Genomic DNA, 24,963 nt, shown 5'->3' with positions numbered 1-24,963 from the left:
GCGACAAGGCCGGGAGGGGCCGGATCACGAGCACACGACGCTTTTGGGGGGCAGGAAACCCATGGAACCGATGGAACCCATGGACCCGATCGACCCGGGACATCCGGGCCGCCCGGGACCCGAGGGGCACGGACAGGCGCCGGGCCGCCGCGCGCCCCGGGAACCCGTCACCTCCGACTTCGGCACGAGCACGCCCGCGCCCGCCCGCACGGCCCAGCTCGTCGCCGGCGATCTGCTGCTGACCGTCAACCCCGTCGACGGCAGCGAGATAGAGCACTGCCCGCCGGCCCGGCGCCCCGCCGCGCCCCGCAAGCGCACCGCCGCCGAGCGCGCCGAGACCGGGCGGGCCGCCAGGCCGCCCGCCCCGGCCGGTCCCGCCCAGCCGCCCCTCGCCCTGCTGGAACGCCAGGACGAGCGCGAGCGCCTGGTCCGGCTGCTGGCCCGCGGCCGCTCCGTACGTCTCACCGGCCCCGGCGGCTCCGGCCGCACCGCGCTGCTCGACCTCGTCGCCGAGGACTGCCAGGACCTCGCCCCCGACGGCGTGGTCCGGCTCAGCGGCTTCCACCGCGGCTCCGGCGACGTGCTCCACGACCTCTTCCACGCGGTGTACGACGCCCCCGGCCACCGCCCCGCCCCGGACGACCTGCGCGCGCTCGTCGCCGAGATCGGCGCGGTCGTCGTCCTGGACGACATCGAGTTCGGCGGCGCCGGCCTGGAGGAGCTCCTCGACACCGCCCGCGAGTGCGCCTTCCTGATCGGCGCCACGCCCGACGTGCCCGCGCCCTCCGCCGCCTCCGCCGTCGAGGAGGTCTTCCTCGGTGGCCTCGACCGCGCCGCCGGCGTGCAGGTCCTGGAGCGCACCGTCGGCCGCGTCCTCACCGAGGACGAGGCCAACTGGGCCGGCGACCTGTGGTTCGAGTCCGAGGGGCTGCCCCTGCGGTTCGTCCAGGCCGGCGCCCTGCTCCGGCAGCGCGACGAGCTCCGGGGCGGCCCGGAGGCGGCGGACCAGTACGGCGAGTACGGCGCCTTCGAGGACGTACGACCGGACGCGCGCCCGCCCGTGGACCTGGCCGCTGAGCCGGCGGACGCCGTCCCGCTGCCCTCCCTCGGCGCGGCCGCCGCGCCCGCCCCGCTGCTCGCCTCCCGGCTCGGCGACTCCGCCCGCGCCACCCTGCGCTTCGCGGTCGCCCTCGGCGGCGAGGTGCCGCATCAGGCGCATCTGCCGGCGCTGGTCGGTGACACCCACGCCGACGCCGCCCTCGGCGAGCTGGCCGGCTGCGGACTGGTCTCCCCGGTCGGCTCCCGCTACCGGCTCGCGGCCGGGGTGCAGACCCAGCTGGAGGCCGCCGGATACGCCGACGACGCCCAGGACCGGGCGCTCGCCGCCGCCGAGCACTACACCTGGTGGACCGGCCACCCCTCGGTCACCCCCGAACGGGTGAGCGCGGAGGCCGACGCGGTGCTGGCCGCGCTCGCCGCCGTCGTCCCGCAGACCTCCGCGCCCGTCGACGGCGCGGAGAGCCGCGCGGTACGGCTCGCCCGTACGGCCGCGCCCTCCTTCGCCGCCGGGCTCCGGTGGGGCGCGTGGGAGCGTGCGCTGCGCTCCGGCGCCGAGGCCGCCCGGCTGACCGGCGACGTACATGAACAGGCCTATTTTCACCATGAGTTGGGCGTCCTGGCGCTCTGCACGGGCCAGCTGGACCGGGCTCGCGCCGAGCTGGAGGCGTCCATCGGGCTGCGCGGCGCCCTCGCCGACAAGCGGGGCACCGTCGCCGGGCGCCGGGCCCTCGCGCTGGTCGCCGACCGCTCGGGCGAGCTGCCCGGGATCTCGGCCATGGCGGGGGAGGAGCTGCCGGAGATACGGCACGAGGAGTCGGCGCCGCCGCCGTACGCGCCGCTCGGCGAGGTCCTGGTCACCCAGCAGCTGCCCGCGGCCCCGGCCCGCGGCGGGGTCGGTGGCATCCGCCGGCTGGCCCGCCGCAACCTGGTGGCGGCCGGTTCCGGCGCGCTGCTCGCCGTGGTCCTCGGCACGGTCGTCACGCTCGGCATGACGTCCCACGAGAACGCCGACAAGAACCCGGCCGGCAAGGTGGACGTCAACCCCTCCATCAGCGAGGGCACGGACGACGGCTCCCTCGGCGCGGATCCCGGGCAGAGCCGGACCGGCGGCGCCGCGACGGGCGGCGCGACCGGCCGGCCGACGACCGCCGGCGCGGGCGGCACGTCCGGCACGACGGGCGGCCCGGCGCCGTCGACGGACCCGGCCCGGCCGTCGGAGAGCATCAGCCCGTCCGGGTCCGGCACGACCCCGACCCCGCCGTCCAAGTCACCCAAGCCGTCGGGATCCGCCACCTCCCCGACGGGCGGGACGTCCGGCAGCGGCACCGGAGGGTCCACGGGCAGCTCCAGCGGCAGCCCGACGGGCGGCACGAGCAGCGGCAGCACCGGCGGCAGCTCGGGCACGGGCGGCACGTCGACGAGCGGCAGCTCGGGCACCGGGGGCACATCGACGAGCGGTGGCTCCGGCACGGGCGGCACGTCGACCGGTGGTGGCACCGGCACGGGCGGCACGACGACCGGTGGTGGTACGGCCGGTACGACGACCGGTGGCTCCAGCGGCGGGAGCGGAACGACCGGCACCACGACGAGCAGCGCGTCGGCGCCCCAGAGCGCACCGCAGCCTTCCGGCACGGTGGCCTGACCGCCCTGCGCCGTCCGCCCTTCTCCGAGCGGGCGGGCGGCGCGGGGCGGGGGCCGCTAGAAGAGGCGCAGCTTGTCGTCCTCGATGCCGCGCAGGGCGTCGTAGTCCAGGATCTGGCAGTTGATGCCGCGGTCGGTGGCGAGGACGCGGGCCTGGGGCTTGATCTCCTGGGCGGCGAAGACGCCGCGGACCGGGGCCAGGTGCGGGTCGCGGTTCAACAGGTCGAGATAGCGCGTCAGTTGCTCCACGCCGTCGATCTCGCCCCGGCGCTTGATCTCGACCGCCACCGTCGCGCCGTCCGCGTCCCGGCACAGGATGTCCACCGGGCCGATGGCCGTCATGTACTCGCGGCGGATCAGGGTGTAGCCCTCGCCGAGGGTCTCGATGCGGTCGGCGAGGAGTTCCTGGAGGTGCGCTTCCACGCCGTCCTTGATCAGGCCGGGGTCCACGCCGAGTTCGTGCGACGAGTCGTGGAGGATCTCCTCCATCGTGATGATCAGTTTCTCGCCCGCCTTGTTGACGACCGTCCAGACGCCGTCCTCCTCGCCGCTTCCTTCCTTCAGCGTGCAGGGCGGAGACATCCAGTTGAGGGGCTTGTAGGCCCGGTCGTCCGCGTGGATGGAGACGCTGCCGTCCGCCTTGACCAGGATCAGTCGGGGCGCCGAGGGCAGGTGGGCGGTGAGCCGGCCGGCGTAGTCGACCGAGCAGCGGGCAATGACGAGACGCATGGTCGGCAACGCTACTCGACACCCCGAGGTGCGCGCGATTCGCCCGTCCTGCTCCCGAACGATCGCCCCAATTGTCCCTGGAAACTCTTGTTCATCCCTGGCCGATTGTGCGCGTAACGGGACCGTTCCATATACGCATTCTGCTGGTGTGGTCACCTACCGTTGCCTACCGTAGGGAACGTGAGGTCGCGACGCATGTACGCAGCGTGTTCGATATCGCGAACTCCCTTACCTGTCCGGCAACCCCTGCTCCCCGCGGGGGTGCGAGAGGAGAACCCATGTCGCTCGACGTCTCACCGGCCCTACTCGAACAGGCCGAGCGAGGCGAGGTCGACGAAGCAGCATTCGTCGACTGCGTCCGGACCTCCCTGCCCTACGCATGGGAGATGATCAGCTCCCTGGTGGCGCGGCTGAAGGTCGACGGCGGTCCGTTCGCCGACAACCTGACGCCCCCGCCGGACGAGCAGGCACGCGGTCAGCTGTTGCGCGCGCTCGCGAGTGACGCCATCCGCGGCGCGCTGCAGCGGCACTTCGGGGTACGCCTGGCCTTCCAGAACTGCCACCGGGTGGCGGTGTTCCCGCTGGACGCCTCGGCGGACGAGACCTTGGCGCGCTTCACCTCGGTGCGCAACCAGTTGCTCAACCAGTCGCCGGAGCTCCGGGACTGCTGACGGGCAGCCCCGCCACGACACCGGCAGTGAGCCGCTTGCTTGCCGCTCCACCCGCGGGAGGTGCTTTCACTACAGGGGCGGCAAGCCCCCCAGGTGGCCTGCGCGAAATGCCCGTCGGGTCAACGCAGTTGAGGCAGCACCTCGGCGCCCAGTCGCCGCAGGTTCTCCTCGGTCGCGGCGAGGTCGCCCGAGCCCTCGACGAGGAGGGCGAAGCGGGAGATGCCCGTGCGCTCGGAGGTGGCCGCGAGCCGGTCGGCGGCGAGTCGCGGGGTGCCCACCGGGTGCAGGCCGCAGAGCAGTTCGGTGTAGGCGTACGGATCGCGCATCCGGCGCGGCCGTCCGTCGACCGTCACATGCGCCTCCAGTCCCTGCCTCAGCCAGCCTGGCATCGCCTTCAGCAGGGTCTCCGCCGCGTCCGTGCGCCGGTCCGCGAGCTGGCACACCCCGGCGGAGACGTGGGCCGCCCCCGCGACCTCCTCGGCGGGCCGGCCCGCCGCCCGGGCGCAGCGCCGCCACAGGGCGACCATCTCGGCCTTCTCCTCGTCCCCGACGTGCATGCCGAGCAGCATCGGCAGCCCGCGCTCGGCGGCCAGCCGCACGCTCGCCGGGGAGGTGCAGGCGACGACGACCTCGGGGCCGGGCGTCTCCGTCAGGCCGTCCGAGGGACGCGGTACGACCGCCACCTCACGGAAGGTGAACCGCTCGCCCCCGCCCGCCACCCGCGGCTCGCGCAGCCAGCGCAGCAGCAGATCGAGTGACTCCGGGAATCCGTGTTCGTACGCGTCGAGCCCCATGCCGAACACCTCCAGGTCCACCCAGGGGCCGCCGCGGCCCACGCCCAGCGTGAACCGGCCGCCGCTCGTCAGGTGCAGCAGCGCGGCCTGCTCGCCGAGGGCCACCGGGTGCGCGGTGGGCAGTACGCTGACCGCCGTACCGACCCGGATGCGGTGGGTGCGGCCGAGCAGATACGCGGCCAGGGTGACCGCGGACGGGCATGTGCCGTACGGCACGAAGTGGTGCTCGGCCAGCCAGACCGCGTCCAGCCCGGCCTCCTCGGCGACCTCCGCCGAGCGGACCGCCCGGTGCAGGGCCTCTCCCGGACCCTGGCCCGGGAACTGGGCGCCCAGCACAAAGCTTCCTACGTACATCGCGTTTCCTGCTTCCTTGGCCCCGACCCGGAGCTCCCCCACCCGGCATAACCGTCCGACACGTGCCCAGGACACGGCCTGGCGGAGGGATTTGCCGATTGTCTTCAGAATGACGTGCCGTGGAGGGGGACTTGTATGGGTTGGTGCTCTTCGCGTACCCCGCTCGGCGGCGCGTACGCTGGACGGAGCCCCTGCCCCCCCGCACAGCCCCGAGAGGTGTCCCGTGTCCCCGCGTCGCAACCGACCGAAGGCAGCCGGATCGCCGGGCCGCAGCGCCGAGGACGACCGCACCGGCCGGTACGGCGGCTGGCAGGCGACCGAGAACTGGCAGGGCGAGGAGTGGAGCGTGCGCCATGTCGCCGGGGCGAGCGCGGAGGGCAAGACCTACCGCTGCCCCGGCTGCGACCAGCTGATCCCCTCCGCGGTCCCGCACGTGGTGGCCTGGCCGGAGCACGCGGGCGTGGACGACCGCAGGCACTGGCACAAGGCGTGCTGGAACGCGAAGGACCGCCGCACCACGCGGGTGCAGCGGTCCCGTAACGCGCCGAAGTTCTGAGGGACGGGGCGCTCGCCGTCACACGTCCCGGCTGCGCAGCAGCGCGAAGGCACCGGCGTACGCCGCGGCCGTCACGCCCAGGATGATCCACAGCGGTTCCCAGCCCGACGGGCCGGACGTGCTCAGCGAGTTGGAGTAGAACACGCTCATCTGGTTCGGGATCGAGTACTCCAGCAGCCACTCGCGCAGTTTGTGCAGCGACTGGGCGAACATGAACAGCGCGATCACCAGCGGCGCGAGCAGCAGGCCGATCATGATCGTGATGGCGCCCGCCGAGTGCCGGATGATCGAGCCGATGACCAGCGAGAGCAGGCCGAGCAGCGCGATGTAGAGGCTCACGCCGACGGTGGCCTTGAACCACTCGGCGCCGGTGGGCGTGCGCGCGCCGTTGTCCTGCACCATGGCGTTCTGCACCATCGCCACGAACGCGGCGCAGGCCAGGGTGATCGTGAAGGCGAGGACGAAGAACACGACGGCCTTCGCGGCCAGCACCCGGCTGCGGCTCGGGCACGCCGTCATCGTCGTCCGGATCATGCCCGTGCCGTACTCGGACGCCGTGGTCAGCACGCCGAGGGTCATGATGCACATGCTGCCGAGCAGCAGCCCGAAGAAGCCGAGCTGGAGCGGGCTCTGGCCGTCCATCGACGAGGAGGAGTTGCTGACGACCGCGCCGGCCAGCAGGCCGATGCCGAGGACGAGCAGCACGAAGACGCCGAGCGTCCAGATCGTCGACCGCACCGACTTGATCTTCGTCCACTCGGAGGCCAGCGCGTGCCCGAGGTGGGCGCGCACGACCGGGATCGGCGAGGTGTAACCGGGGTACTGCCCGCCGGGCGCCGCCTGCCACGCGGGAGCGGCAGCTGCGGGTGCCTGCGGCATCGGGGGCTGGTGGGTGCTCATCGGGCGTCGTCCTTGGGCTGGGTCTTGGTCAGGTCGGCGGGTGCGGGTGCGGGTGCGGGGGCAGGCGCGGCGGCCGGGGCCGGGGGAGCGGCGGGCATGGCAGGCGCCTGGCCCTGGGCGTACGGGTTCGGGGCGCCCGGAGCGGCGGGGTGGCCCTGCGGGGCCTGCGGGGCGCCGTACGGGCCCGGCTGGGCGCCGTAGGGGCCACCGGCCGGAGCCTGGCCCGGTACCGGCTGGCCGCCCTGCTGGGGCGGCGGCGGGGCGTACCAGCCGGGCTGGCCCTGGCCGGGCACCGGCATGGGCGGCTGCGCGCCGGGCGGCAGCGGCTGCTGGAGGCCCGCCTTCTGGTCGATGGTCGAGCGGTAGTCCACGGCGCCCTGCGTCATCCGCATGTACGCCTCCTCCAGCGAGGCCTGGTGCGGGGACAGCTCCCACAGCCGGACGTCCGCGGTGTGCGCGAGGTCGCTGATCCGGGGCAGCGGCAGCCCGGTCACCCGCAGCGCGCCGTCCTGCTCCGGCAGCACGTGGCCGCCGGCCTCGGTGAGCGCGGAGGTCAGCTTCTCGCGCAGCTGGGGCTCGGTGTCGGGGGTGCGCACGCGCGCGAAGTCGGCGGAGTTGGCCGAGATGAAGTCCGTCACACTCATGTCGGAGAGCAGCTGGCCGCGTCCGATGACGATGAGGTGGTCGGCGGTCAGCGCCATCTCGCTCATCAGGTGCGAGGAGACGAAGACCGTACGGCCCTCGGCCGCGAGCGCCTTCATCAGGTTGCGGACCCAGAGGATGCCCTCGGGGTCGAGGCCGTTGACCGGCTCGTCGAACAGCAGCACCTGCGGGTCGCCGAGGAGCGCGGCGGCGATGCCCAGGCGCTGGCCCATGCCGAGCGAGAACCCCTTGGAGCGCTTTTTGGCCACGTCCTGGAGGCCCACGACCCCGAGCACCTCGTCCACGCGGCGGGCCGGGATGCCCGACAGCTGGGCGAGGCTCAGCAGGTGATTGCGCGCGCTCCGCCCGCCGTGCACCGCCTTGGCGTCCAGCAGCGCGCCGACCTGGCGGGGCGCGTTGGGCAGCTTGCGGTACGGGTAGCCGCCGATGGTCACGGAGCCGGACGTGGGGTTGTCCAGCCCGAGGATCATCCGCATCGTCGTCGACTTGCCCGAGCCGTTCGGCCCGAGGAAGCCGGTCACGGTTCCCGGTCGCACCTGGAAGGAAAGGTTGTACACGGCGGTCTTGTCGCCGTAGCGCTTGGTCAGGCCGACAGCCTCGATCATGCTCCGCACCCATCGAAAGGATCTGGACAGCGGGGCGCACGCCCCCGTAAGGGTTAGGAGGATATCGAGCGGCTGACGGTTCCGCCCAAAAGAAAGTAAAGCCTGAGCATCACGAAGCGTGAACAATCGGCCTACTGCGCGTCCCGCCGCTTCAGCAGCACGTACCCGCCGGCGAGCGCCGCGAGCACCCACAGCACCATGATCCCGAGCCCGCCCCAGGGCCCGTACGGCCGCTCGTCGCCGAGTCGCGGCACCACCTGCATGATCCGGCTGCCCGCCTGGTCCGGCAGGAACCGGCCGATCTTCTTCGTCGCGTCGACGTTGCCGAGAATGGTGGAGATCAGGAAGAAGAACGGCATCAGGACGCCGAGCGAGAGCATCGGCGAGCGCAGCATCGCCGCGACCCCCATGGAGAACACCGCGATCAGCGTCATGTACAGCCCGCCGCCGACCACCGCGCGCAGCACCTCCGGATCCCCGAGGTGCGCCCGGTACGGCCCGAGCACCGCCTGCCCGAGGAAGAAGGCGGCGAAGCTCGTGGCCATCGCCACGACCAGCGCGAGCGCGGCGGCCACGGCCACCTTGCTGAACAGGAAAGCGGCGCGGCGCGGCACGGCGGCCAGCGAGACGAGGATCATGCCGGTGCTGTACTCGTTCGACACGACCAGCACCCCGAACACGATCATGGCCAGCTGGCCGAGGCTCATGCCCGCGAAGGACACGAGGGTCGGGTCGAACGACAGCCGGTCCCTGACCGGCATCGAGTCGAACTGGCTGCGGGACAGCGCCGAGATGAGCATCCCGAGCGCGATCGTGACGACCACGGCCACCGACAGCGTCCACACCGTCGACGCCACCGACCGGATCTTCGTCCACTCGGACCGGATGACCTGACCGGCCGCCATGGCGCTCACGCCCCCTTCCAGCCGGCGCCCCAGTCCCGCGGCACGGGGTCCGGACCGGCCCCCGCGTGGTACTCCACCGACTCCGCCGTCAGCTGCATGAACGCCTCCTCCAGCGACGCCTGCTGGGTGCTCAGTTCGTGCAGCACGATCCCGTGCCGCGCCGCCAGCTCGCCGATCTGCTCGGCCTTGCCCCCGTCCACCTCCAGCGCGTCCCCGCCCGCCTCGACGACGGTGATCCCGTCCTCGTGGAGCACGTCGAGGAGCCGCTCGCGCTGGGGCGAGCGGATGCGGACGTACGCGCGCGCGTTCTGCCGGATGAAGTCCGCCATGGAGGTGTCCGCGAGCAGCCGCCCCTGCCCGATGACGACGAGATGGTCGGCGGTCAGCGCCATCTCGCTCATCAGGTGCGAGGAGACGAAGACCGTACGGCCCTGCGCCGCGAGCGACTTCATCAGGTTCCGGATCCAGTGGATGCCCTCCGGGTCGAGCCCGTTGACCGGCTCGTCGAACATCAGGATCCGCGGATCGCCGAGCAGCGCCCCGGCGATCCCGAGCCGCTGCCCCATGCCGTACGAGAACCCCTTGGCCTTCTTCCGTGCCACGGCGCTCAGCCCGACGGCCTCCAGCACCTCGCCGACCCGGCGCTTCGGAATGCCGTTGCTCTGCGCGAGGCAGAGCAGATGGTTGTACGCACTGCGCCCGCCGTGCACGGCCTTGGCGTCCAGCAGCGCCCCGATGTACGTCAGCGGGTCCGCCAGCCGGTCGTAGTGCCTGCCGTCGATCCGGACGTCCCCGGCGGTGGGGTGGTCGAGCCCGAGGATCATCCGCATGGTGGTGGACTTCCCGGCGCCGTTGGGCCCGAGGAAGCCGGTCACGATGCCGGGCCTGACCTGGAAGGTGAGATGGTCGACCGCCACCTTCTCGCCGTACCGCTTGGTCAGCCCCGCCAGCTCGATCATGCGGCCACGCTAAGACGAGCCGAGGCCCCCTGCCACTTCAGCGGCAGGGGGCCTCGGCTCGTTCAGTGACCGTGTGCGGCAGCGTCAGCGCGTCTGCTGCGCCGGCACCCCACGAGAAATGGGCTCGTCCTCACCCGGCGCACCGGCGGCAGCCACCGCGGCGCCGGTCAGCGTGGCCAGCATCTCGCGGACGTTGGTCAGCTGGGCGTTGATGCTGTCGCGGCGGTTGGTGAGGGCCGCCAGCTCGCGCTCGGATTCCGACCGGATCCGGTCCGCCTTGGCGTTGGCGTCGGCCACGATGTCCTCGGCCTGGCGCTGGGCCGTCTCCACCGTCTGGCGGGCGCGGCGCTCGGCGTCCGTGCGCAGCTTCTCCGCCTCCAGACGCAGCTGCTCGGCACGGTGCTCGATCTCCGCCAGCCGCTTCTCGGCCTTCTGCTGACGCGAGGCCAGGTCACGCTCGGACTGCTCGCGGCGCTTGGCGAGGTTCGTCTCGAAGTCGGCGGCGGCCTGCGCGGCCTTGGCGCGGGTCTCCTCGAAGAGGGCGTCCGCCTCCTCGCGCTTGGACTGCGCGTCCTTCTGCGCCTCGGTGCGCAGCTGGGCCGCGTCGCCCTTGGCCTTCTCGACGATCCGGACGCCCTCGTCCTCGGCCTTGGCCTTGCGCTCGGCGGCGTAGGACTCGGCGTCGTTGCGGACCTGCTGGGCCGCCGACTCGGCGAGGTCGCGGTGCTGTTCGGCCGCCCGCCGGGCCTCCTCACGCAGTTCCTTGGCCTCTTCCTCGGCCAGGCGAAGGATCTTCTCGACCCGCGCGCCGAGACCCGCGTACGACGGCTCGGCGTCGGTGACCTGGGCCTGGGCGTTCTGCGTTTCGAGGTGGAGCTCCTCGATGCGCTTCTCCAGGGCGGTGATCCGGGCGAGAGCGCTGTCACGGTCGGAGACGAGCTTGGAGATACGTTCGTCCACCTGAGCGCGGTCGTACCCACGCCGCACAAGCTCGAAGCCGTAGGGGGAAGTGTCGCTCATGGGGTTCCTGTCGAATGAGACCGGTGAGGTGATAGGTGGAATCCTAGGGGCCGAAGCGGTGTGTCATCACGCGGATACGTGTTTGATCTGGAGAATGAGACCCCTTTTGGGTGGCTGACGGCCGGAAAGCTTGCCAACGACCCGGGCAAAGCCCCCAGAAGACACCGGAACGTCCCCGACGCGCTAGCCGTCTGACGATTTGCCACCCGATCGGGGGGCACCCACCGACGCGCCCGCCTTGACCCCGCCGTCCTTGCCGGCCGTCGGCGCCTCGAAGGACTCCAGCGCCTCCAGGACGTCCTGGACCCGGGAGATCTCGGCGTTGATGTCCTCGCGCCGGCGCACCAGGATCTCCAGCTCGCGCTTGCCCTCCTCGACCGTGCGCCGGGCCTCCCGGATCGCCTCGGCCTTCAGCTCCTCGGCCTCCTTGACGAGCCGGGCCTTCTTCTGCTCGGCCTCCTTGAGCAGCCCCTCCGCCTTCTTGACGGCGGCGATACGCACCTTGCCCGCCTCGGAGTTGGCGTCGGACACCATCTCCTTGGCCTTCGCCTCCGCCTTGGCCAGCTGCTCCTCGGCGGCCTTGATGAGCGCGTCGCAGCGGTCGCCGGTGGACTTCATCGTCTCGGCGGCCTCGCGGCGGGCCCGCTCGTGCAGCTCCTCGATCTCGGTCGTGATGCGGTCGCGCAGCTCCTCCGCCCGCTCCCTTATGGCGGTCGCGTCCCGGCGGGCACCGACCAGCAGCTCGTCCGCGTCCGTACGAGCCTTCTCCACCAGGGAGTTGCCCTCGACGGTCGACTCGGCGACGATCCGCTCGGCCTCGCTGCGGGCCGCGCCCACCATCGTGTCGGCCTGCGACTCGGCGTCCGCGGTCGCCTTCAGCGCCTGCTGCTGCGCCTCGGTGAGCAGCTTGTCGGCCTCGGCCGTGGTCTCCGTGATGAGCGTGTCGACCTGCTCGGCCGCCTCCGAGCGCCGCTTGTTGGCGTCCTTGCGGGCCTCGTCCAGCGTCCGGTCGGCCTCCTCGCGCGCGGAGTTGACGAGCCGCTCCGCCTCCGCCGCCGCCTCCGACCGGAGCCGCTCGGCCTCCGCCCGCAGCCGCTCGGCGTGCTGCTGGGCCGAGCCGACCGTCTCCGCGGCCTCGGCACGCAGCCGCTCGGCGTCCCCGGTGGCCTCACCGATCAGCTGCTCGGCGTTCGCCAGCGCCTCCGCGCGCACCCGGTCCGCCTCGGCCACGGTCTCCGACTGGAGCCGCTCGGCCTCGGTCAGCGCCTCGGTGCGCACCCGGTCGGCCTCCGCGGCCGTCTCCGTCGTCAGCCGCTCGGCCTCGCCGCGGGCCTCGGTGATCAGGGTGTCCGCCTGGGTCGCCGCGTCCGAGCGGATGCGGTTGGCGTCCTCGCGGGCGTCCGCCCGGGTGCGGGCCGCGCTCTGGTCGGCCTCGGCGAGCGCGTCGGAGGCCTCGGTGCGCACGCGCTGGCTGTACTCGCCCGCGTCCGCGCGCAGCCGCTCGGCCTCCGCGATCGCCTCCGCGACCGTACGCTCCGCCAGCGCCTTGGCGGCCGCCGTCTCCTCGCCGACCTCGCGGCGGATCCGGGTGGCGTCCTCGCTCGCCCGCTCCCGCTCGGCGTAGGCGTCGGCGCGGACCCGGTCCGCCTCCTGCTCGGCCTCCTGCTTCGTACGGTCCGCCACGTGCTCGGCGGCCGACCGCAGCCCGGTGATCTCCTCCTGCGCCTGCTCGTGCAGCCCGGCGACGGAGTCCCGCACCTGCTGGGCGTGCTGCTCGGCGGCGGAGACCATCTCGGTCGCGCGCCGCTCGGCCTCCTCGACCAGCCGGACCGCCTCGGCCTGCGCCTCCTCGACCCGCTTGCGGGCGGAGGCCAGCAGCTCCTCGCTCTGCTCGCGGGCGCGCAGCCGCTCCTGGTCGGCCTCCTCGCGCGCCGAGCCGAGCGTCTCCTCGGCCTCGCGTCGGCGCCGGGCGGCCTCCTCCTGCGCGGCGGCCAGCGTCTCGGAGGCCTCGGTGGCGAGCCGCTCGGCGGCGGCCTGCGCCTCGGTGCGCACCCGGTCGGCGCTCTCCTGCGCCTCCGTCTTCAGCCGCTCGGCCTCGGCGGCGGCCTCGGAACGCAGCCGTACGGCGACGGACTCGCCCTCGGCGCGGGAGGCGGACGCGTCGGCCGCGGCCTCGTCGCGCAGCCGCTCGGCCTCGTCCTCGGCCTGCTGCTGCAGCGTGCGGATCCGCTCGGCGGCCTCCGTGCGCAGCCGCTCGGCCTCCTCGGCGGCCTCCCGGCGGATCCGGGTGGCTTCCTCGCGGGCCTCGCCGAGCGCCTGCTCGGCGGAGTCCAGGCGCTCCTGTGTCTCGGTCTGGAGCCGGGTCAGCTCCTCGGCGGCCTCGGTGCGGCGGGCCTCGATCGCGCGCTCGGTCTCCTCGCGCAGCTCGCGCGCCGCGCTCTCGGCGTCCGTGCGGACCGTCTCGACCTGCTCCTCGGCCTCGGCGCGCAGCCGCTCGGCCTCCGCACGGCCGCGCTGCAGGGTCTCGTCGGCCTGCCGGCGCAGGGAGGTCGCCCGCTCGATGGCCTCGGTGCGGACCTTCTCGCTGTCCGCGGTCGCGCTCTTGCGCAGCTCGTCGGCGTCGACCCTCGCCTTGGCCAACAGCTCCTCGGCGGACTTGGCGCCCTCCTCGATCTGCGTGACCGCCTCCCGGCGGGCCTCGGCACGGATCGACTCGCCCTCGGCGACCGCGTCGGCGCGCAGCTGCTCGGCCTCGCCGCGCAGCCGGCGAGCCTCCTCCTGCAGCTCGACCGTCTTGGCGCGGTACTCCTTGGTGTCGTCCTTCGCCGCGCCCTTGAGCTGCTCGGCGATGTCGTGCGCCTCCGCGCGCAGCCGGTCCGCCTCGGCCTCGGCCTCGGTGCGGATCCGCTCGGCCTCCTCGGCGGCCGCCTTCGTGGTCCGCTTGGCCTCCTCGGAGGCCTTGTCGAGCACGTCCTCGGCGGTCTTGGCCGCCTTGGACAGCTGGGTCGCGCTCTCCTCGGCGGTGATCGTCCGGGCCTTCTCGGCGGCCTCGGTGACGATCTTCTCGGCCTCGGCGCGGGCGTCCGCGACCAGCTGCTCGGCCTCGGAGCGGGTGCTCTCGGCCTCCTTGGTGGCCTCCTCGACCAGCCGGGCGACCTGCTCCTTCGCCGTGCGCGTGCGCGTCTCGTTCGCGGCCTCGGCGCTCGACAGGGTCTTCGCGGCGCTCTGCTCCGCCTCGGTGACCAGCTTCTCGGCCTCGGCCTGCGCCTTGCGCAGCGCCTCCTCGGCCGCCGCCATCCGCTCCTCGGCCGCCCGGCTCAGCTCGGCGGACTGCCGGCGGGCGGCGTCCGACTCGGTGACCGTGGAGGAGCGCAGCTGCTCGGCGTGGTCGGTGGCCTCCTGGGCCTGCGTGGACGCGGCGTTCAGCAGCCGCTCGGCGTCCGTGCGGGCCCGGCGCAGGATCTGCTCGGCCTCCGCGCGGGCCGCCTCGGCGTCGTTCGTGAGCCGCTGGCGGGCCTCGTCGGTCAGCCGCTCGGCCTCCGCGCGGGCGGCGGCCATCGCCTGGTCGGCCTCCGCGCGGGACTCGTCCAGCAGCCGGCGGGCCTGCTGCTCGGTGCGGGCGCGCAGCTGCTCCGCCCAGGCCACGTTCTCGTTGACGTGCGACTCGACGGTCGAGCGGCGCTCGGCCAGCTCCTGGTCGAGCTGCTGGCGCCGGGTCACCGCCTCCTGGTGCAGCTCGGCCTGGAGCCGGGCGGCCTGCTCGGCGTGCTCCTGGAGGATGCGCTGGGTCTGCGCGCGGGCCTCCGCGGCCATCCGCTCCGCCTCCTGGCGCAGCTGGTCGGCCTGCATCTGGGCATTACGGAGCAACTGCTCGGCCTGGTAGCCGATGTCGCCGCCGTCGAAGGCGGGCCGGGTCATGAGGGTGCGGCGCGCCTCGTGCAGCTTGGCGCGCAGCACCTCGACCTGGTAGCCGAGGTCCTCGGCGTGCTGGATCGCCTTTTCCCGCTCGGTCCTCAGCCGCTTCATCTCGGCCTCGAACCGAGAGAGGTGGTCGACGTCAGCCGCCGGCTCTCGCTCCTGGCTCTCGTAGCCCCGCACTGCGCGGTCCCATCCGTCCCCTGGTCAGCTTCTGCAACGAGCTCCGTCCAACCGCCGAACGGGGCCCCCGGGGAATGGTGTCAGATCAACGGCGGAGCACGGGCTGCTGCCCCGACGCTCGTCCCCCGAAAACCCGGACCCCGGCATGCGGCCGCCCCCCGCGTTCAGAGACGACCGCCCCCAACCCTACCGGCCCTTATGTACGGCAGTCAGTGCTCAGTGGACTCAACAGGGGCCGAAGTGACCAGTTCTGTCAGGACACCGTGGCAATCCTTGGGATGCAGGAAGGTGATCCGCGACCCCATCGAGCCGATCCGGGGCTCCTGGTAGAGGACGCGGACGCCCTTGCCGCGGATCTCCTCGGAGTCGGCGTCGACGTCCGCCGTGCCGAAGGCGATGTGGTGGACGCCCTCCCCGTTCTTCGCCAGCCACTTGCCCACCGCGGAGTCCTCGCGGGTCGGTTCCAGCAGCTGGAGGTAGGAGGCGCCGCCGTCCGACGTCTCGTTGATCTTGAGCATGGCCTCGCGCACGCCCTGCTCCTCGTTGACCTCGGAGTGGAACACCTCGAAGCCGTACGTCGCCCGGTAGAACTCGACGGTGGCGTCGAGGTCGTGACAGGCGATCCCGATGTGGTCGATTCGCGTCAGCATGGATTCAGTGCAGCGCCCTGCGGGTGGTTACGCAACGTGCGCGCGATCACACCGACGGGCCGGTGACGGCACGGAGTGCCATCAGTACATTCGAAGTAAACCCTCGTTCACTCCTCGGCCGCGCAGGCCGGTAAGGGGATCGCAGCTCATGCCTTCAGGAACGACCAGCTCTGTGATCGTCGCGGGCGCGCGCACGCCCATGGGACGACTGCTGGGCTCCCTCAAGTCCTTCTCGGGCGCCGACCTCGGCGGCGTCGCGATCAAGGCCGCCCTCGACCGTGCGGGGATCGGTGGCGACCAGGTGCAGTACGTGATCATGGGCCAGGTGCTGCAGGCCGGCGCGGGCCAGATCCCGGCCCGCCAGGCGGCGGTCAAGGCCGGCATCCCGATGAGCGTCCCGGCGCTGACCATCAACAAGGTGTGTCTGTCCGGCCTCGACGCCATCGCCCTCGCCGACCAGCTCATCCGCGCCGGCGAGTTCGACATCGTGGTCGCGGGCGGCCAGGAGTCCATGACCAACGCCCCGCACCTGCTGCCGAAGTCCCGTGAGGGCTTCAAGTACGGCGCCATCGAGATGCTGGACGCGATGGCCCACGACGGCCTGACCGACTCCTTCGAGGGCATCGCCATGGGCGAGTCGACCGAGAAGCACAACACGCGTCTCGGCATCCGGCGCCCCGAGCAGGACGAGATCGCCGCGCTGTCCCACCAGCGGGCCGCCGCCGCGCAGAAGAACGGCGTCTTCGAGGCCGAGATCACCCCGGTCGAGATCCCGCAGCGCAAGGGCGAGCCGGTCGTCTTCAGCAAGGACGAGGGCATCCGCGCCGACACCACGGTGGAGTCCCTGGGCAAGCTCCGCCCGGCCTTCGCCAAGGACGGCACGATCACGGCCGGCACCTCTTCGCAGATCTCGGACGGTGCGGCGGCCGTGGTCGTGATGAGCAAGGCCAAGGCCGAGGAGCTGGGCCTGGAGTGGCTCGCCGAGATCGGCGCGCACGGCAACGTGGCCGGACCGGACAACAGCCTGCAGTCGCAGCCGTCCAACGCCATCCTGCACGCCCTGAAGAAGGACGGCCTGGAGGTCTCCGAGCTCGACCTGATCGAGATCAACGAGGCTTTCGCCGCGGTCGCCGTGCAGTCAATGAAGGACCTCGGCGTGTCCACGGAAAAGGTGAACGTCAACGGCGGCGCCATCGCCCTGGGCCACCCGATCGGCATGTCCGGTGCCCGTCTCGTCCTGTCCCTGGCCCTGGAGCTCAAGCGCCGGGGCGGCGGGGTCGGCGCGGCCGCGCTGTGTGGTGGCGGCGGCCAGGGCGACGCCCTGATCGTGCGGGTACCGAAGGCGTAAGCAGTACTCTCCCTCGAGTGAACGGAGCTGTTTGATGCAGGACGTCTCCTCTCTGGTGGCCCAGGCCAGGGACGGCCGGCCGCGTGCCGTGGCCCGGCTGATCTCCCTGGTGGAGGGGGCGTCCCCGCAGCTCAGGGAGGTCATGGCGGCGCTGGCCCCGCTGACCGGCAACGCCTATGTGGTGGGCCTGACCGGCTCGCCCGGCGTCGGCAAGTCCACGTCGACCTCCGCTCTCGTCACGGCGTACCGCAAACAGGGCAAGCGGGTCGGCGTCCTGGCCGTCGACCCGTCCTCCCCGTTCTCCGGCGGCGCCCTGCTCGGCGACCGCGTCCGCATGTCGGACCATGCCTCCGACCCCGGGGTCTACATCCGCTCGATGGCCACCCGCGGCCACCTGGGCGGCCTCGCCTGGGCGGCCCCGCAGGCCATCCGGGTCCTCGACGCGGCGGGCTGCGACGTGGTCCTCGTCGAGACGGTCGGCGTCGGCCAGTCGGAGGTCGAGATCGCCTCGCAGGCGGACACCTCGGTCGTCCTGCTGGCCCCGGGGATGGGCGACGGCATCCAGGCGGCGAAGGCCGGCATCCTGGAGATCGGCGACGTCTACGTCGTCAACAAGGCGGACCGGGACGGCGCCGACGCCACGGCCCGCGAGCTGAACCACATGCTGGGCCTCGGCGAGGCCCGCGCCCCCGGCGACTGGCGCCCGCCGATCGTGAAGACGGTCGCGGCACGCGCGCAGGGCGTCGACGAGGTCGTGGAGGCCCTGGAGAAGCACCGCGCGTGGATGGAGGAGCACGGCGTCCTCGCCGAACGCCGCCGGGCCCGCGCCGCCCGCGAGGTGGAGACCATCGCGGTCACGGCCCTGCGCGAACGCATCGGCGACCTGCACGGCGACCGCCGCCTCAGCACCCTGGCCGAGCGCATCGTCGCCGGCGAACTGGACCCCTACCGCGCGGCGGACGACCTGGTGGCGGGCCTGACCCAGGGCTGAGCGCCGGTCGGTCTTCGTGTGGTGCGTGTGGTGGAGACGTTCACGGTCACGGCGTTGCGCGAGCGCGATGGTGACCGGTGGCCGGGCGGGTTGGCGGGAGCGTGTCGTCGTGGGCGAGTTGGACCCTTGCCGCGCGGCGGACGACCTGGTGGCGGGCCTGACCTGGGGCTGAGCGCTGGTCGGTCTTCGTGTGGTGCGTGTGGTGGAGACGTTCACGGTCACGGCGTTGCGCGAGCGCGATGGTGACCGGTGGCCGGGCGGGTTGGCGGGAGCGTGTCGTCGTGGGCGAGTTGGACCCTTGCCGCGCGGCGGACGACCTGGTGGCGGGCCTGACCTGGGGCTGAGCGGTGGCCAACTTCCGTGCGGGGCCGGTATCTTGACCCGCATGTCCCTCTTCTTGGCGTAGAGCGCGCGCCGGACCGCGAGGCCGTACGAACGGCCGGCCCTCGCGTCCTTCGGTGCCCCCTCTTCCGCCTCGACCAGAGGAACATCAGCATGTCCACGCATGCCCCTGCGCGGCCCACGTACGCCGCCGTGCTGCGCCTGCCCCACGCCCGCCGCGCCTTCGCCTCCGCCCTGACCGCCCGCCTGTCCTACGGCACGGTCTCGCTGGCCGTCCTGCTGTCCGTCACGCGTGCCACCGGCTCCTACGCCGTCTCCGGCGCCGTGCTGTCCCTGTTCGGCGCCACGACCGTCTTCCTGATGCCCCTGCGCGCACCCCTGATCGACCGGTACGGCCCACGCCGCGCCCTGCCACCCATGGCGGCCCTGTACGGCGCCCTGCTGTGCGCCCTGGCCGCCCTGACCTGGCGCCCGGGGACACCTGCGGCGCCGATCGCCACGGTCGCGGGCCTCGCGGGCGCCTGCGCACCCCCACTCGGTCCGACGATGCGCGCGGTGTGGGCCGAACTGGCCCCCGAGCCGGGCATGCTGGCCCGCGCCTACAGCCTGGACGGTGTCGCCGAGGAACTGCTCTACGTGTCCGGCCCGGTGCTCGTCGGTGTGCTGACGGGTGTCGCCCCGCCGGCGTCCGGGATCCTGCTGAGCGCGGTCCTGGTCGTAGCCGGTACCGCCGCCTTCGTCACGGCGCCCGCGCTCCCGGGCCCGCGCCCCGCGCCGAGCGGCCGGTGGGGCGGCACGGCCCACGGTCTGCTGACCCCGGTCGCCGTGGCCGCCGGCGCCGGGCTCGCCCTGAGCGGTGTGGATCTGCTGGTGATGGCCTTCGCCTCGCGGCACTCCTATGACACCGCCCTGGTCCCGTGGGTGCTGGGCGCGCTGTCGGCGGGCAGCGCGGTGGGCGGGCTGGTCAACGGGGCGGTGCGGTGGCGGGCCCCGGCGCGCGTCCGGCTGGGCGGGTTCGGTGTGGGCCTGGGCCTGGTGGTGGCGGTGGCCGGTCTCGCGCCGGACCTGTGGGCCCTGACCGGGGCCATGGTCCTGGCGGGCGCGTTCATCGCGCCGACCCTGACCACGGCCTATCTGCTGGCCGACGAACTGTCCGGAGAGGGCACCCGCACCCGCTCCGGCGCCTGGGTCAACACGGCCGTGAACGCGGGGAGTTCGGGCGGGGCGCTGGCAACGGGCCTGCTGGTCGGCCGCCTCCCGCTGGGGGTGTGCTTCGCCCTGGCGGGCGCCACGGCGCTGATCAGCGCCGTCGGTACCCTCCGCCGTCCGGGCCGCTAGCAGGCTCAGGGGCGCCCCCGCTGGCCCCTCAGGTGCTCGGCGATCGGCTTCAGGGCCTTGTCCAGCTCCGTCAGCGCCTCCGGCGACAGCAGATCGATGAAATGCCGTCGCACGGAGGCGACATGATGTGGCGCCACCTTCTTCATCGTCTCCATGCCGTGCTCGGTCAGCACCGCGTACAGCCCGCGCCGGTCGGACTCGCAGTTCTCACGGCGCACCAGGTTCGCGTTCTCCATCCGCGTGATCTGGTGCGAGAGCCGGCTCTTGGACTGGAGCGTGGCAGAGGCGAGGTCGCTCATCCGCATCCGTACGTCGTCCGACTCGGACAGGTTCACGAGGATCTCGTAGTCGTTCATCGTCAGGCCGAACGGCTGAAGATCCTTCTCCAACTGGTACGTCAACAGCCTGTTGACCTCCAGGTGGGTGCGCCAGGCGCACTGCTCCGCATCGGTCAGCCAGCGCGTGGCCGTCTCGGTCTCCATGAATGAAGTCTACCTAAGAAGTTGAATGCCGAACTACTTTGGATGATGTGACAGTGCGCACGCGTTCGACGTCACACTCCGCAGACTACCGCTCACAGCCCGAAGCGACGCTGGAGGTCCCCCAGCTGTCCGGGAAGGCGCGGTGCGCCCGGCGGTTGCTGACCGTGTCCGCCCGGCCCCGGAACGCCACCTCCCGGTACGCCCGGTTCCGCCGGGACGGCCCCCGTCGCCGTCTCGTCCATCAGGCTCTCCGACGACTGCAGCAGGACCGTCCCGGCGCCCACGAACTCGAACTGGTGCTCCTCGCCGGACACCCCGCCGAGGCCCGTCATCGCACGTAGACCGCCCAGTACACCCGTCAGGTACCCGTGGTCGTAGTGATGGCACGGGGACGGGCAGTCGGCCCACCCGACGAGCGCCTGCGGGTCGACCCGGATCGGAGGTTCCATGAACACCACCGGACCGTTAGATGCGGCCACAAACTTTCCGGTTCCGATAAGGGTCAGAAAACCCGGCACGATCGATTGCTTCAGCGCGAGACTTGGCTGAAAAGCGAGCAGGTTGCCCGCGCGAATGGTCAGGTTCCCGTCGTCGAGGTCGTAGGAATTGACGTCGAAGGCCCGGTCGGCGAGCAGCATCTTGCCCGAACCCTCGGCCACGACCCAGTCGCTTGCGTGCAGTGGCGAATGGAACGAGGTACGGACAAGTCGGTCGAGTCGCCCGTGTCCGATCCCGTTGAACTCGATCGCCCCGTAGTAGGCGATCATCTTCCCCTTCTGCAGGAACCACTGCCCGCTCTTCAGCTCGACACAGAACGTGTACGCGTTCACGTTGTCGTCGGCGGGCAGGGTCATCGGGTCGTACACGACCGGTCCGGCCGGTCCGGCGCCCGGCGTTCCGTACGTGCTCACAGCTTCTCCTCCGACGCCTGGACGAACACCGTGCCGCTGCCGCTCAGCTCCAGCTGGAACGCCTCGCCCGAGCCCCGGCCCACCATCTCGCGCCAGCCGAGCGCGGCCGACAGCTTGTTGCGCACCTCGCCGTGGTGGGCGACGTAGGCCTGCGGGTCGACATGGACCGGGTGCTCCGGGGTGATCGGGATCTCGAAGACGCCGCCGTGCGCCATCACGGCGACCGAGCCCTGCCCCTGGAGCGTCGTCGTGAACAGGCCCTGGCCGGTCACCTGGCCCCGGACCAGGCCCATCACCCCGCCCTGGGAGCCCATGAACATCGTCCCCTGCCGGAGCGTGCCCTCGAAGGCGAGCAGCCGGTCCGCCTCGACGTACAGGGTGTCGCCCGTGAGGTGGATGACGTGGACGTGGTGGCCGCCGTGCCCGAAGAAGACGGTCCCGCTGCCCTCGACCGACATCAGCGGGGTCGCCTCGCCCGTCACCCGGCGCCCGAGCATGGACATCAGCCCGCCCTGACCGCCCTGGATGTTCGGCGTGAAGGACACGTCCCCCCGGTACGCGAGCATCGCCCCGCGCTGACTGAACAGTCGCTGCCCGGGCAGCACCGTCGCCTCGACCATCTTGGAGTTGATCTCCCGGAACGCCATCTCTACAGATCCCCTGCGATCGTGTTCCGCTCACTCGGCTGTACGTAGACCAGCCCGTCGCCCTCGAACCGGATCTGGAACGCCTCGCCGCCGCCCTCCCCGAGGAATGTGCGGAACGTCACGCCGGACTGGAAGGACTGGCGGACGTTGCCCTGATGGGCGATGTACGCACCCGGGTCCACGGTCAGCGGGTACTGAGGGCTGACCCTGAGCACCACCGCCGGCCCGTCCGACAGCAGCGCCGCCTGTCCGTGCCCCTCGACCGTCGTCGTGAACAGGCCGTTGCCCTGCGAGGCGCCGCGCAGTCCCGTGAACGTCGTCCCCGTGCGCAGCGCGGCGTCCGTCACGAGCAGGTTGCTCGACTCGACGTACAGCTTGTCCCCCGTCAGGCTGACGAGGTTGATCTCCGAGGCGCGGTCCGCGAACCAGCACGTTCCCTGCCCCTTCACCTCCATCACCGTCATCTGCTCACCGGTGAGCCGACGGGTCACCATCCCCCGCAGCCCCTCGCCCCCGCCCGTCAGCTTCTTGAAGGACATCCTCCCGTCGTACGCCACCATCGAGCCGTTCTTCGCCTTCACGGCGTCCCCGGTCATGTCGACGGCGAGCACCTTGCTGCCTTGAAGTCGGAACATCGCCACCCAGTGAAAGTAGCGGCGGTGCGGGTGGACGGACCAGGGCCTCCGGGTGGACACCGACCCTGAGCGGACCCCTAGGGCGGGCGTTTGCCACAATGGGGCAACGTTTGTGCACGCATTCACAAAGCGTCGACGACTCCCCACCGAAGGTGACCTGTGGACATCAAGACCGCCACCGCCCTCCGCCGTCTCCGTCTGGTCTCGGCCCCGGAGGCCGTGTCCTTCCTGATCCTGCTCGTCTGCTCGGTGCTGAAGCGGACCACGGACTTCAACGCCGTCCCCGTCATGGGCGGGATCCACGGCGTTCTCTTCATCCTCTACGTGATCTTCTGGGCGGACGCCTGGAACCGCACCAAGTGGCCGCTGAAGACCGGACTCCTCTACTTCGTGCTGTCCGTGCTGCCCACCGGCGGCTTCTTCGCCGAGCGCAAGCTGAAGCGCGCCGCCGAGGACGAGGTCATCGCCGCGCGGGCCCGCAAGGAAGGGGTCGTGGGCGCATGATCGTCGCCTTCTCCGTGACACCCCTGGGCGTCGGCGAGGACGTGGGGGAGTACGTCGCCGACGCCGTCCGCGTGGTGCGGGAATCGGGGCTGCCCCACCGCACCGACGCCATGTTCACCTCGATCGAGGGTGAGTGGGACGAGGTGATGGACGTCGTCAGGCGCGCCGTCGCCGCCGTGGAGGAGCGCGCCCCGCGCGTGTCGCTCGTCCTCAAGGCCGACATCCGGCCCGGCGTGACGGACGGCCTGACCACCAAGGTCGAGACCGTCGAACGTTACCTGGCCGGCTGACCGGACCCCCCGTTTTGGGCGGCACGCCCACCGCGATGTACGTTCCCCTGTCGATGTTCTGAGCGATCATTTCAGAGCACGTTCTGACCTGGGGGAACACCATGAGTCTCGGTATAGAGACACACATATGCGCAGACCTGGACACGGTGTGGGCGCGCACCCAGGATCCCGACGCCCACCGGCGCTGGGACCTCCGGTTCACCGCGATCGAGGAACTGCCGGGCGCGGCGGGTGAGCCCCGGCGGTTCTCCTGCACCGCGCGCGTGCTGCCGTTCCTCACCGTGTCCGGCACCGGTCACGCGGCGGACGAGACGGACCGCCCCGACGGCACCCGCACCTCCGCCGTGCGCTTCTTCGCCCCGCACCCGCTGTCCCTGATCGCCGAGGCGCGCGGCTACTGGCGCTACGTGCCCGACGCCCACGGTGTCCGCCTCCTCACCGGCTACGACTACCGCCCCCGCTGGGGCGCCTTCGGCGCGGTCGCCGACCGGGTGTTGTTCCGGCCGCTGACCGGCTGGGCCACGGCCTGGTCCCTGGACCGGCTGCGGCTCTGGCTGGAGCGGGGCATCACCCCCGAGCGGGCCCTGGCCAACTGGCTCGCCGAACTGACGGTCCGCGCGGTGGTCCTCACGGTGTGTCTGACCGGGCTCGGGCTGGAGTCGCTGCTCAGGCTCTTCGGGCCGTTCGCGGACACCGTGGCGTATCTGTGCCCGCTGCTGCTGGTCGTGGCCATCTCGCTGGCGCTGTTCACCGCGCCGCTCGGGTGCACGCCGGCGGCGCGCAGGTGCGAGCGGGAGACCGCGGGGGAGGCGCGGGCGCCCCGGGTGCTGCGCATGCTGGAGCAGTACGGCTGACGACCCGGGTTCAGCCCCCGGACGCCAGCGCCACCCCCAACGGCGTCCTCTCGTACAGCACATGATGGCCGTACCGCCGCGACGTCAGCAGACCCGCGTCCCGCAGCACCGTCAGGTGCGACGACACCGACGACGGGGCCAGACCCAGGCGGTGGGCCAGCGTGGTCGTGGCCGACGGTTCGTCCAGCGCGGTCAGGACGGCCGCCCGGTTCGCGCCCAGCAGCCGTACCAGCGCCGCGGGTGTCCGCTCGCCCGGATCCGTCCACAGCCCCGCCAGCCCCCGGGCCGGATACACCACCGTCGGCTGCCACGGCGGCTCGAAGCCGGTGACCACGTCGGGCCAGGAGAACACGCTCGGCATCAGCACCAGGCCCTGGCCGGCGAGGTCGCGGGCGTACTCCCCGTGCAGGGCCAGGGTGAGCGTGCGGCCGTCCCAGGACAGCCGCCGGTCCAGTTCCGGCAGCAGCGTGCCGAGGCCCACCTCGGCCAGCCTGCGCGAGTGGAAGGCGACGTCCGCCTCCAGCAGGGCCCGCAGCCGGGGCCAGTCCGGCTCGATCAGCACCCGCCAGGCCTCCTCCACGGCGTCCGCCAGCTCCGCGATCATGCGGGCCGGATCCGCCAGCCAGGCCCGGCCCCGCGGCGACCCGAGCGCGCCCGGGGTACAGGCCAGGGCGAGGGCGGTGTCCTCCCGCGCCGCCACCGGGTCGCAGGCCCGTACGGCTGCGATCTCCTCCTCGAACGTCGCCGCCGGGCCGATCGGCGGCGGCCCCAGCCAGTCGGGGGAGTGGCCCCGGCGCGGCATCAGCAGCCACAGCGGGCCGAGGTCGAGCCCGGCCGCGGCCGCGCGGATCCGGCGCAGCCAGGGCGCGTGATAGCCGTGCCGGTCCGGGCGCTTGAGGGTGCGCACGGCCTCCTGCGTCTCCCACATCGGCGAGATCGCGAACCGGCAGCGCAGGAAGTCCGCGTCGCCGAAGTGCAGGCGTGAGGGCACCGGCCACCTCCCGGAAGGACGCGAAG

Annotated in this window: 23 protein-coding genes; 9 read left to right on the top strand and 14 right to left on the bottom strand. The window is 72.5% G+C overall.

Annotated features, from left to right (window positions below; translation table 11 throughout):
• The first annotated feature begins 79 nt into the window (after positions 1 to 79).
• Positions 80 to 2,701, top strand: coding sequence for an ATP-binding protein (locus tag BIV25_RS34350; protein WP_177235522.1), 2,622 nt, complete (start codon positions 80 to 82; stop codon positions 2,699 to 2,701).
• Between the two features lie 56 nt (positions 2,702 to 2,757).
• Here the strand turns inward: BIV25_RS34350 and nucS are convergent, their stop codons facing one another.
• Positions 2,758 to 3,429, bottom strand: a complete 672-nt coding sequence (gene nucS / locus BIV25_RS34345; protein WP_071376419.1) for an endonuclease NucS — start codon at positions 3,427 to 3,429, stop codon at positions 2,758 to 2,760.
• A gap of 278 nt (positions 3,430 to 3,707) precedes the next feature.
• Between nucS and BIV25_RS34340 the strand changes: the two genes are divergently transcribed.
• The gene (locus BIV25_RS34340) at positions 3,708 to 4,100 is read left to right on the top strand and encodes an SCO5389 family protein (protein ID WP_071376418.1); all 393 of its coding nucleotides are present in this window, start codon (positions 3,708 to 3,710) and stop codon (positions 4,098 to 4,100) included.
• A 119-nt stretch (positions 4,101 to 4,219) separates the two neighbouring features.
• Here BIV25_RS34340 and BIV25_RS34335 read toward each other — a convergent pair whose 3' ends face one another.
• Positions 4,220 to 5,248, bottom strand: coding sequence for an LLM class flavin-dependent oxidoreductase (locus BIV25_RS34335; RefSeq protein WP_071376417.1), 1,029 nt, complete (start codon positions 5,246 to 5,248; stop codon positions 4,220 to 4,222).
• Between the two features lie 223 nt (positions 5,249 to 5,471).
• Between BIV25_RS34335 and BIV25_RS34330 the strand changes: the two genes are divergently transcribed.
• Positions 5,472 to 5,804, top strand: a complete 333-nt coding sequence (locus BIV25_RS34330; RefSeq protein ID WP_071376416.1) for an ATP/GTP-binding protein — start codon at positions 5,472 to 5,474, stop codon at positions 5,802 to 5,804.
• 18 nt (positions 5,805 to 5,822) lie between these two features.
• On the opposite strand, the gene BIV25_RS34325 is transcribed toward BIV25_RS34330, so the two are convergent.
• The 7 genes from BIV25_RS34325 to mce all read right to left on the bottom strand — a co-directional run bounded on the left by BIV25_RS34325 (position 5,823) and on the right by mce (position 15,604).
• Positions 5,823 to 6,704: an ABC transporter permease subunit gene (locus BIV25_RS34325; RefSeq protein WP_071376415.1), complete on the bottom strand. Its 882-nt coding sequence runs from the start codon at positions 6,702 to 6,704 to the stop codon at positions 5,823 to 5,825.
• Positions 6,701 to 7,972 (bottom strand): ABC transporter ATP-binding protein, encoded by a 1,272-nt coding sequence (locus BIV25_RS34320; protein ID WP_071376414.1) that lies wholly within the window; start codon positions 7,970 to 7,972, stop codon positions 6,701 to 6,703. The genes BIV25_RS34325 and BIV25_RS34320 overlap by 4 nt, the downstream gene beginning before the upstream one ends.
• A gap of 131 nt (positions 7,973 to 8,103) precedes the next feature.
• Complete coding sequence (locus BIV25_RS34315) at positions 8,104 to 8,877, bottom strand: ABC transporter permease subunit (RefSeq protein ID WP_071376569.1); 774 nt, start codon at positions 8,875 to 8,877, stop codon at positions 8,104 to 8,106.
• 5 nt (positions 8,878 to 8,882) lie between these two features.
• Positions 8,883 to 9,836 (bottom strand): ABC transporter ATP-binding protein, encoded by a 954-nt coding sequence (locus BIV25_RS34310; RefSeq protein WP_071376413.1) that lies wholly within the window; start codon positions 9,834 to 9,836, stop codon positions 8,883 to 8,885.
• Between the two features lie 84 nt (positions 9,837 to 9,920).
• Complete coding sequence (locus BIV25_RS34305) at positions 9,921 to 10,856, bottom strand: cellulose-binding protein (protein ID WP_071376412.1); 936 nt, start codon at positions 10,854 to 10,856, stop codon at positions 9,921 to 9,923.
• 183 nt (positions 10,857 to 11,039) lie between these two features.
• Positions 11,040 to 14,954, bottom strand: a complete 3,915-nt coding sequence (scy, locus tag BIV25_RS34300; RefSeq protein ID WP_071376411.1) for a polarized growth protein Scy — start codon at positions 14,952 to 14,954, stop codon at positions 11,040 to 11,042.
• Between the two features lie 209 nt (positions 14,955 to 15,163).
• Positions 15,164 to 15,604 (bottom strand): methylmalonyl-CoA epimerase, encoded by a 441-nt coding sequence (gene mce / locus BIV25_RS34295; protein ID WP_071376410.1) that lies wholly within the window; start codon positions 15,602 to 15,604, stop codon positions 15,164 to 15,166.
• A gap of 148 nt (positions 15,605 to 15,752) precedes the next feature.
• Here mce and BIV25_RS34290 point away from each other — a divergent pair, with 148 nt between their 5' ends.
• The 3 genes from BIV25_RS34290 to BIV25_RS34280 all read left to right on the top strand — a co-directional run bounded on the left by BIV25_RS34290 (position 15,753) and on the right by BIV25_RS34280 (position 19,623).
• Positions 15,753 to 16,952 (top strand): acetyl-CoA C-acetyltransferase, encoded by a 1,200-nt coding sequence (locus tag BIV25_RS34290; RefSeq protein WP_071376409.1) that lies wholly within the window; start codon positions 15,753 to 15,755, stop codon positions 16,950 to 16,952.
• A 34-nt stretch (positions 16,953 to 16,986) separates the two neighbouring features.
• On the top strand, positions 16,987 to 17,943 hold the full coding sequence (gene meaB / locus BIV25_RS34285) for a methylmalonyl Co-A mutase-associated GTPase MeaB (RefSeq protein ID WP_071376408.1): 957 nt from the start codon (positions 16,987 to 16,989) through the stop codon (positions 17,941 to 17,943).
• Between the two features lie 495 nt (positions 17,944 to 18,438).
• The gene (locus BIV25_RS34280; protein ID WP_071376407.1) at positions 18,439 to 19,623 is read left to right on the top strand and encodes an MFS transporter; all 1,185 of its coding nucleotides are present in this window, start codon (positions 18,439 to 18,441) and stop codon (positions 19,621 to 19,623) included.
• Between the two features lie 5 nt (positions 19,624 to 19,628).
• On the opposite strand, the gene BIV25_RS34275 is transcribed toward BIV25_RS34280, so the two are convergent.
• The 4 genes from BIV25_RS34275 to BIV25_RS34260 form a co-directional block, all read right to left on the bottom strand.
• Positions 19,629 to 20,105, bottom strand: coding sequence for a MarR family winged helix-turn-helix transcriptional regulator (locus BIV25_RS34275; protein WP_071376406.1), 477 nt, complete (start codon positions 20,103 to 20,105; stop codon positions 19,629 to 19,631).
• A gap of 92 nt (positions 20,106 to 20,197) precedes the next feature.
• The gene (locus BIV25_RS34270) at positions 20,198 to 21,016 is read right to left on the bottom strand and encodes an AIM24 family protein (RefSeq protein WP_071376405.1); all 819 of its coding nucleotides are present in this window, start codon (positions 21,014 to 21,016) and stop codon (positions 20,198 to 20,200) included.
• Positions 21,013 to 21,663 (bottom strand): AIM24 family protein, encoded by a 651-nt coding sequence (locus tag BIV25_RS34265; RefSeq protein ID WP_071376404.1) that lies wholly within the window; start codon positions 21,661 to 21,663, stop codon positions 21,013 to 21,015. Before BIV25_RS34265 ends, BIV25_RS34270 begins: the two co-directional genes overlap by 4 nt.
• 2 nt (positions 21,664 to 21,665) lie before the next feature.
• On the bottom strand, positions 21,666 to 22,298 hold the full coding sequence (locus tag BIV25_RS34260; RefSeq protein WP_071376403.1) for an AIM24 family protein: 633 nt from the start codon (positions 22,296 to 22,298) through the stop codon (positions 21,666 to 21,668).
• A 159-nt stretch (positions 22,299 to 22,457) separates the two neighbouring features.
• Here BIV25_RS34260 and BIV25_RS34255 point away from each other — a divergent pair, with 159 nt between their 5' ends.
• The 3 genes from BIV25_RS34255 to BIV25_RS34245 all read left to right on the top strand — a co-directional run bounded on the left by BIV25_RS34255 (position 22,458) and on the right by BIV25_RS34245 (position 23,946).
• Positions 22,458 to 22,802: a DUF3817 domain-containing protein gene (locus BIV25_RS34255; RefSeq protein WP_071376402.1), complete on the top strand. Its 345-nt coding sequence runs from the start codon at positions 22,458 to 22,460 to the stop codon at positions 22,800 to 22,802.
• Positions 22,799 to 23,092 carry an MTH1187 family thiamine-binding protein gene (locus tag BIV25_RS34250; RefSeq protein WP_071376401.1) on the top strand — a complete coding sequence of 98 codons (294 nt, stop codon included), beginning with the start codon at positions 22,799 to 22,801 and terminating at the stop codon, positions 23,090 to 23,092. Before BIV25_RS34255 ends, BIV25_RS34250 begins: the two co-directional genes overlap by 4 nt.
• Positions 23,093 to 23,193: 101 nt before the next feature.
• Positions 23,194 to 23,946 (top strand): hypothetical protein, encoded by a 753-nt coding sequence (locus tag BIV25_RS34245; protein WP_071376400.1) that lies wholly within the window; start codon positions 23,194 to 23,196, stop codon positions 23,944 to 23,946.
• Positions 23,947 to 23,956: 10 nt separating this feature from the next.
• Here the strand turns inward: BIV25_RS34245 and BIV25_RS34240 are convergent, their stop codons facing one another.
• Positions 23,957 to 24,937: a DUF5937 family protein gene (locus BIV25_RS34240; protein WP_071376399.1), complete on the bottom strand. Its 981-nt coding sequence runs from the start codon at positions 24,935 to 24,937 to the stop codon at positions 23,957 to 23,959.
• Between the last annotated feature and the right edge of the window lie 26 nt (positions 24,938 to 24,963).

Origin of the sequence: Streptomyces sp. MUSC 14 (assembly GCF_001866675.1) — a bacterium.
Classification (GTDB): Bacteria; Actinomycetota; Actinomycetes; order Streptomycetales; family Streptomycetaceae; genus Streptomyces.
The sequence above is the reverse complement of the archived record's forward strand: the minus strand, read 5'-3'. Positions and strand labels throughout refer to the sequence as shown.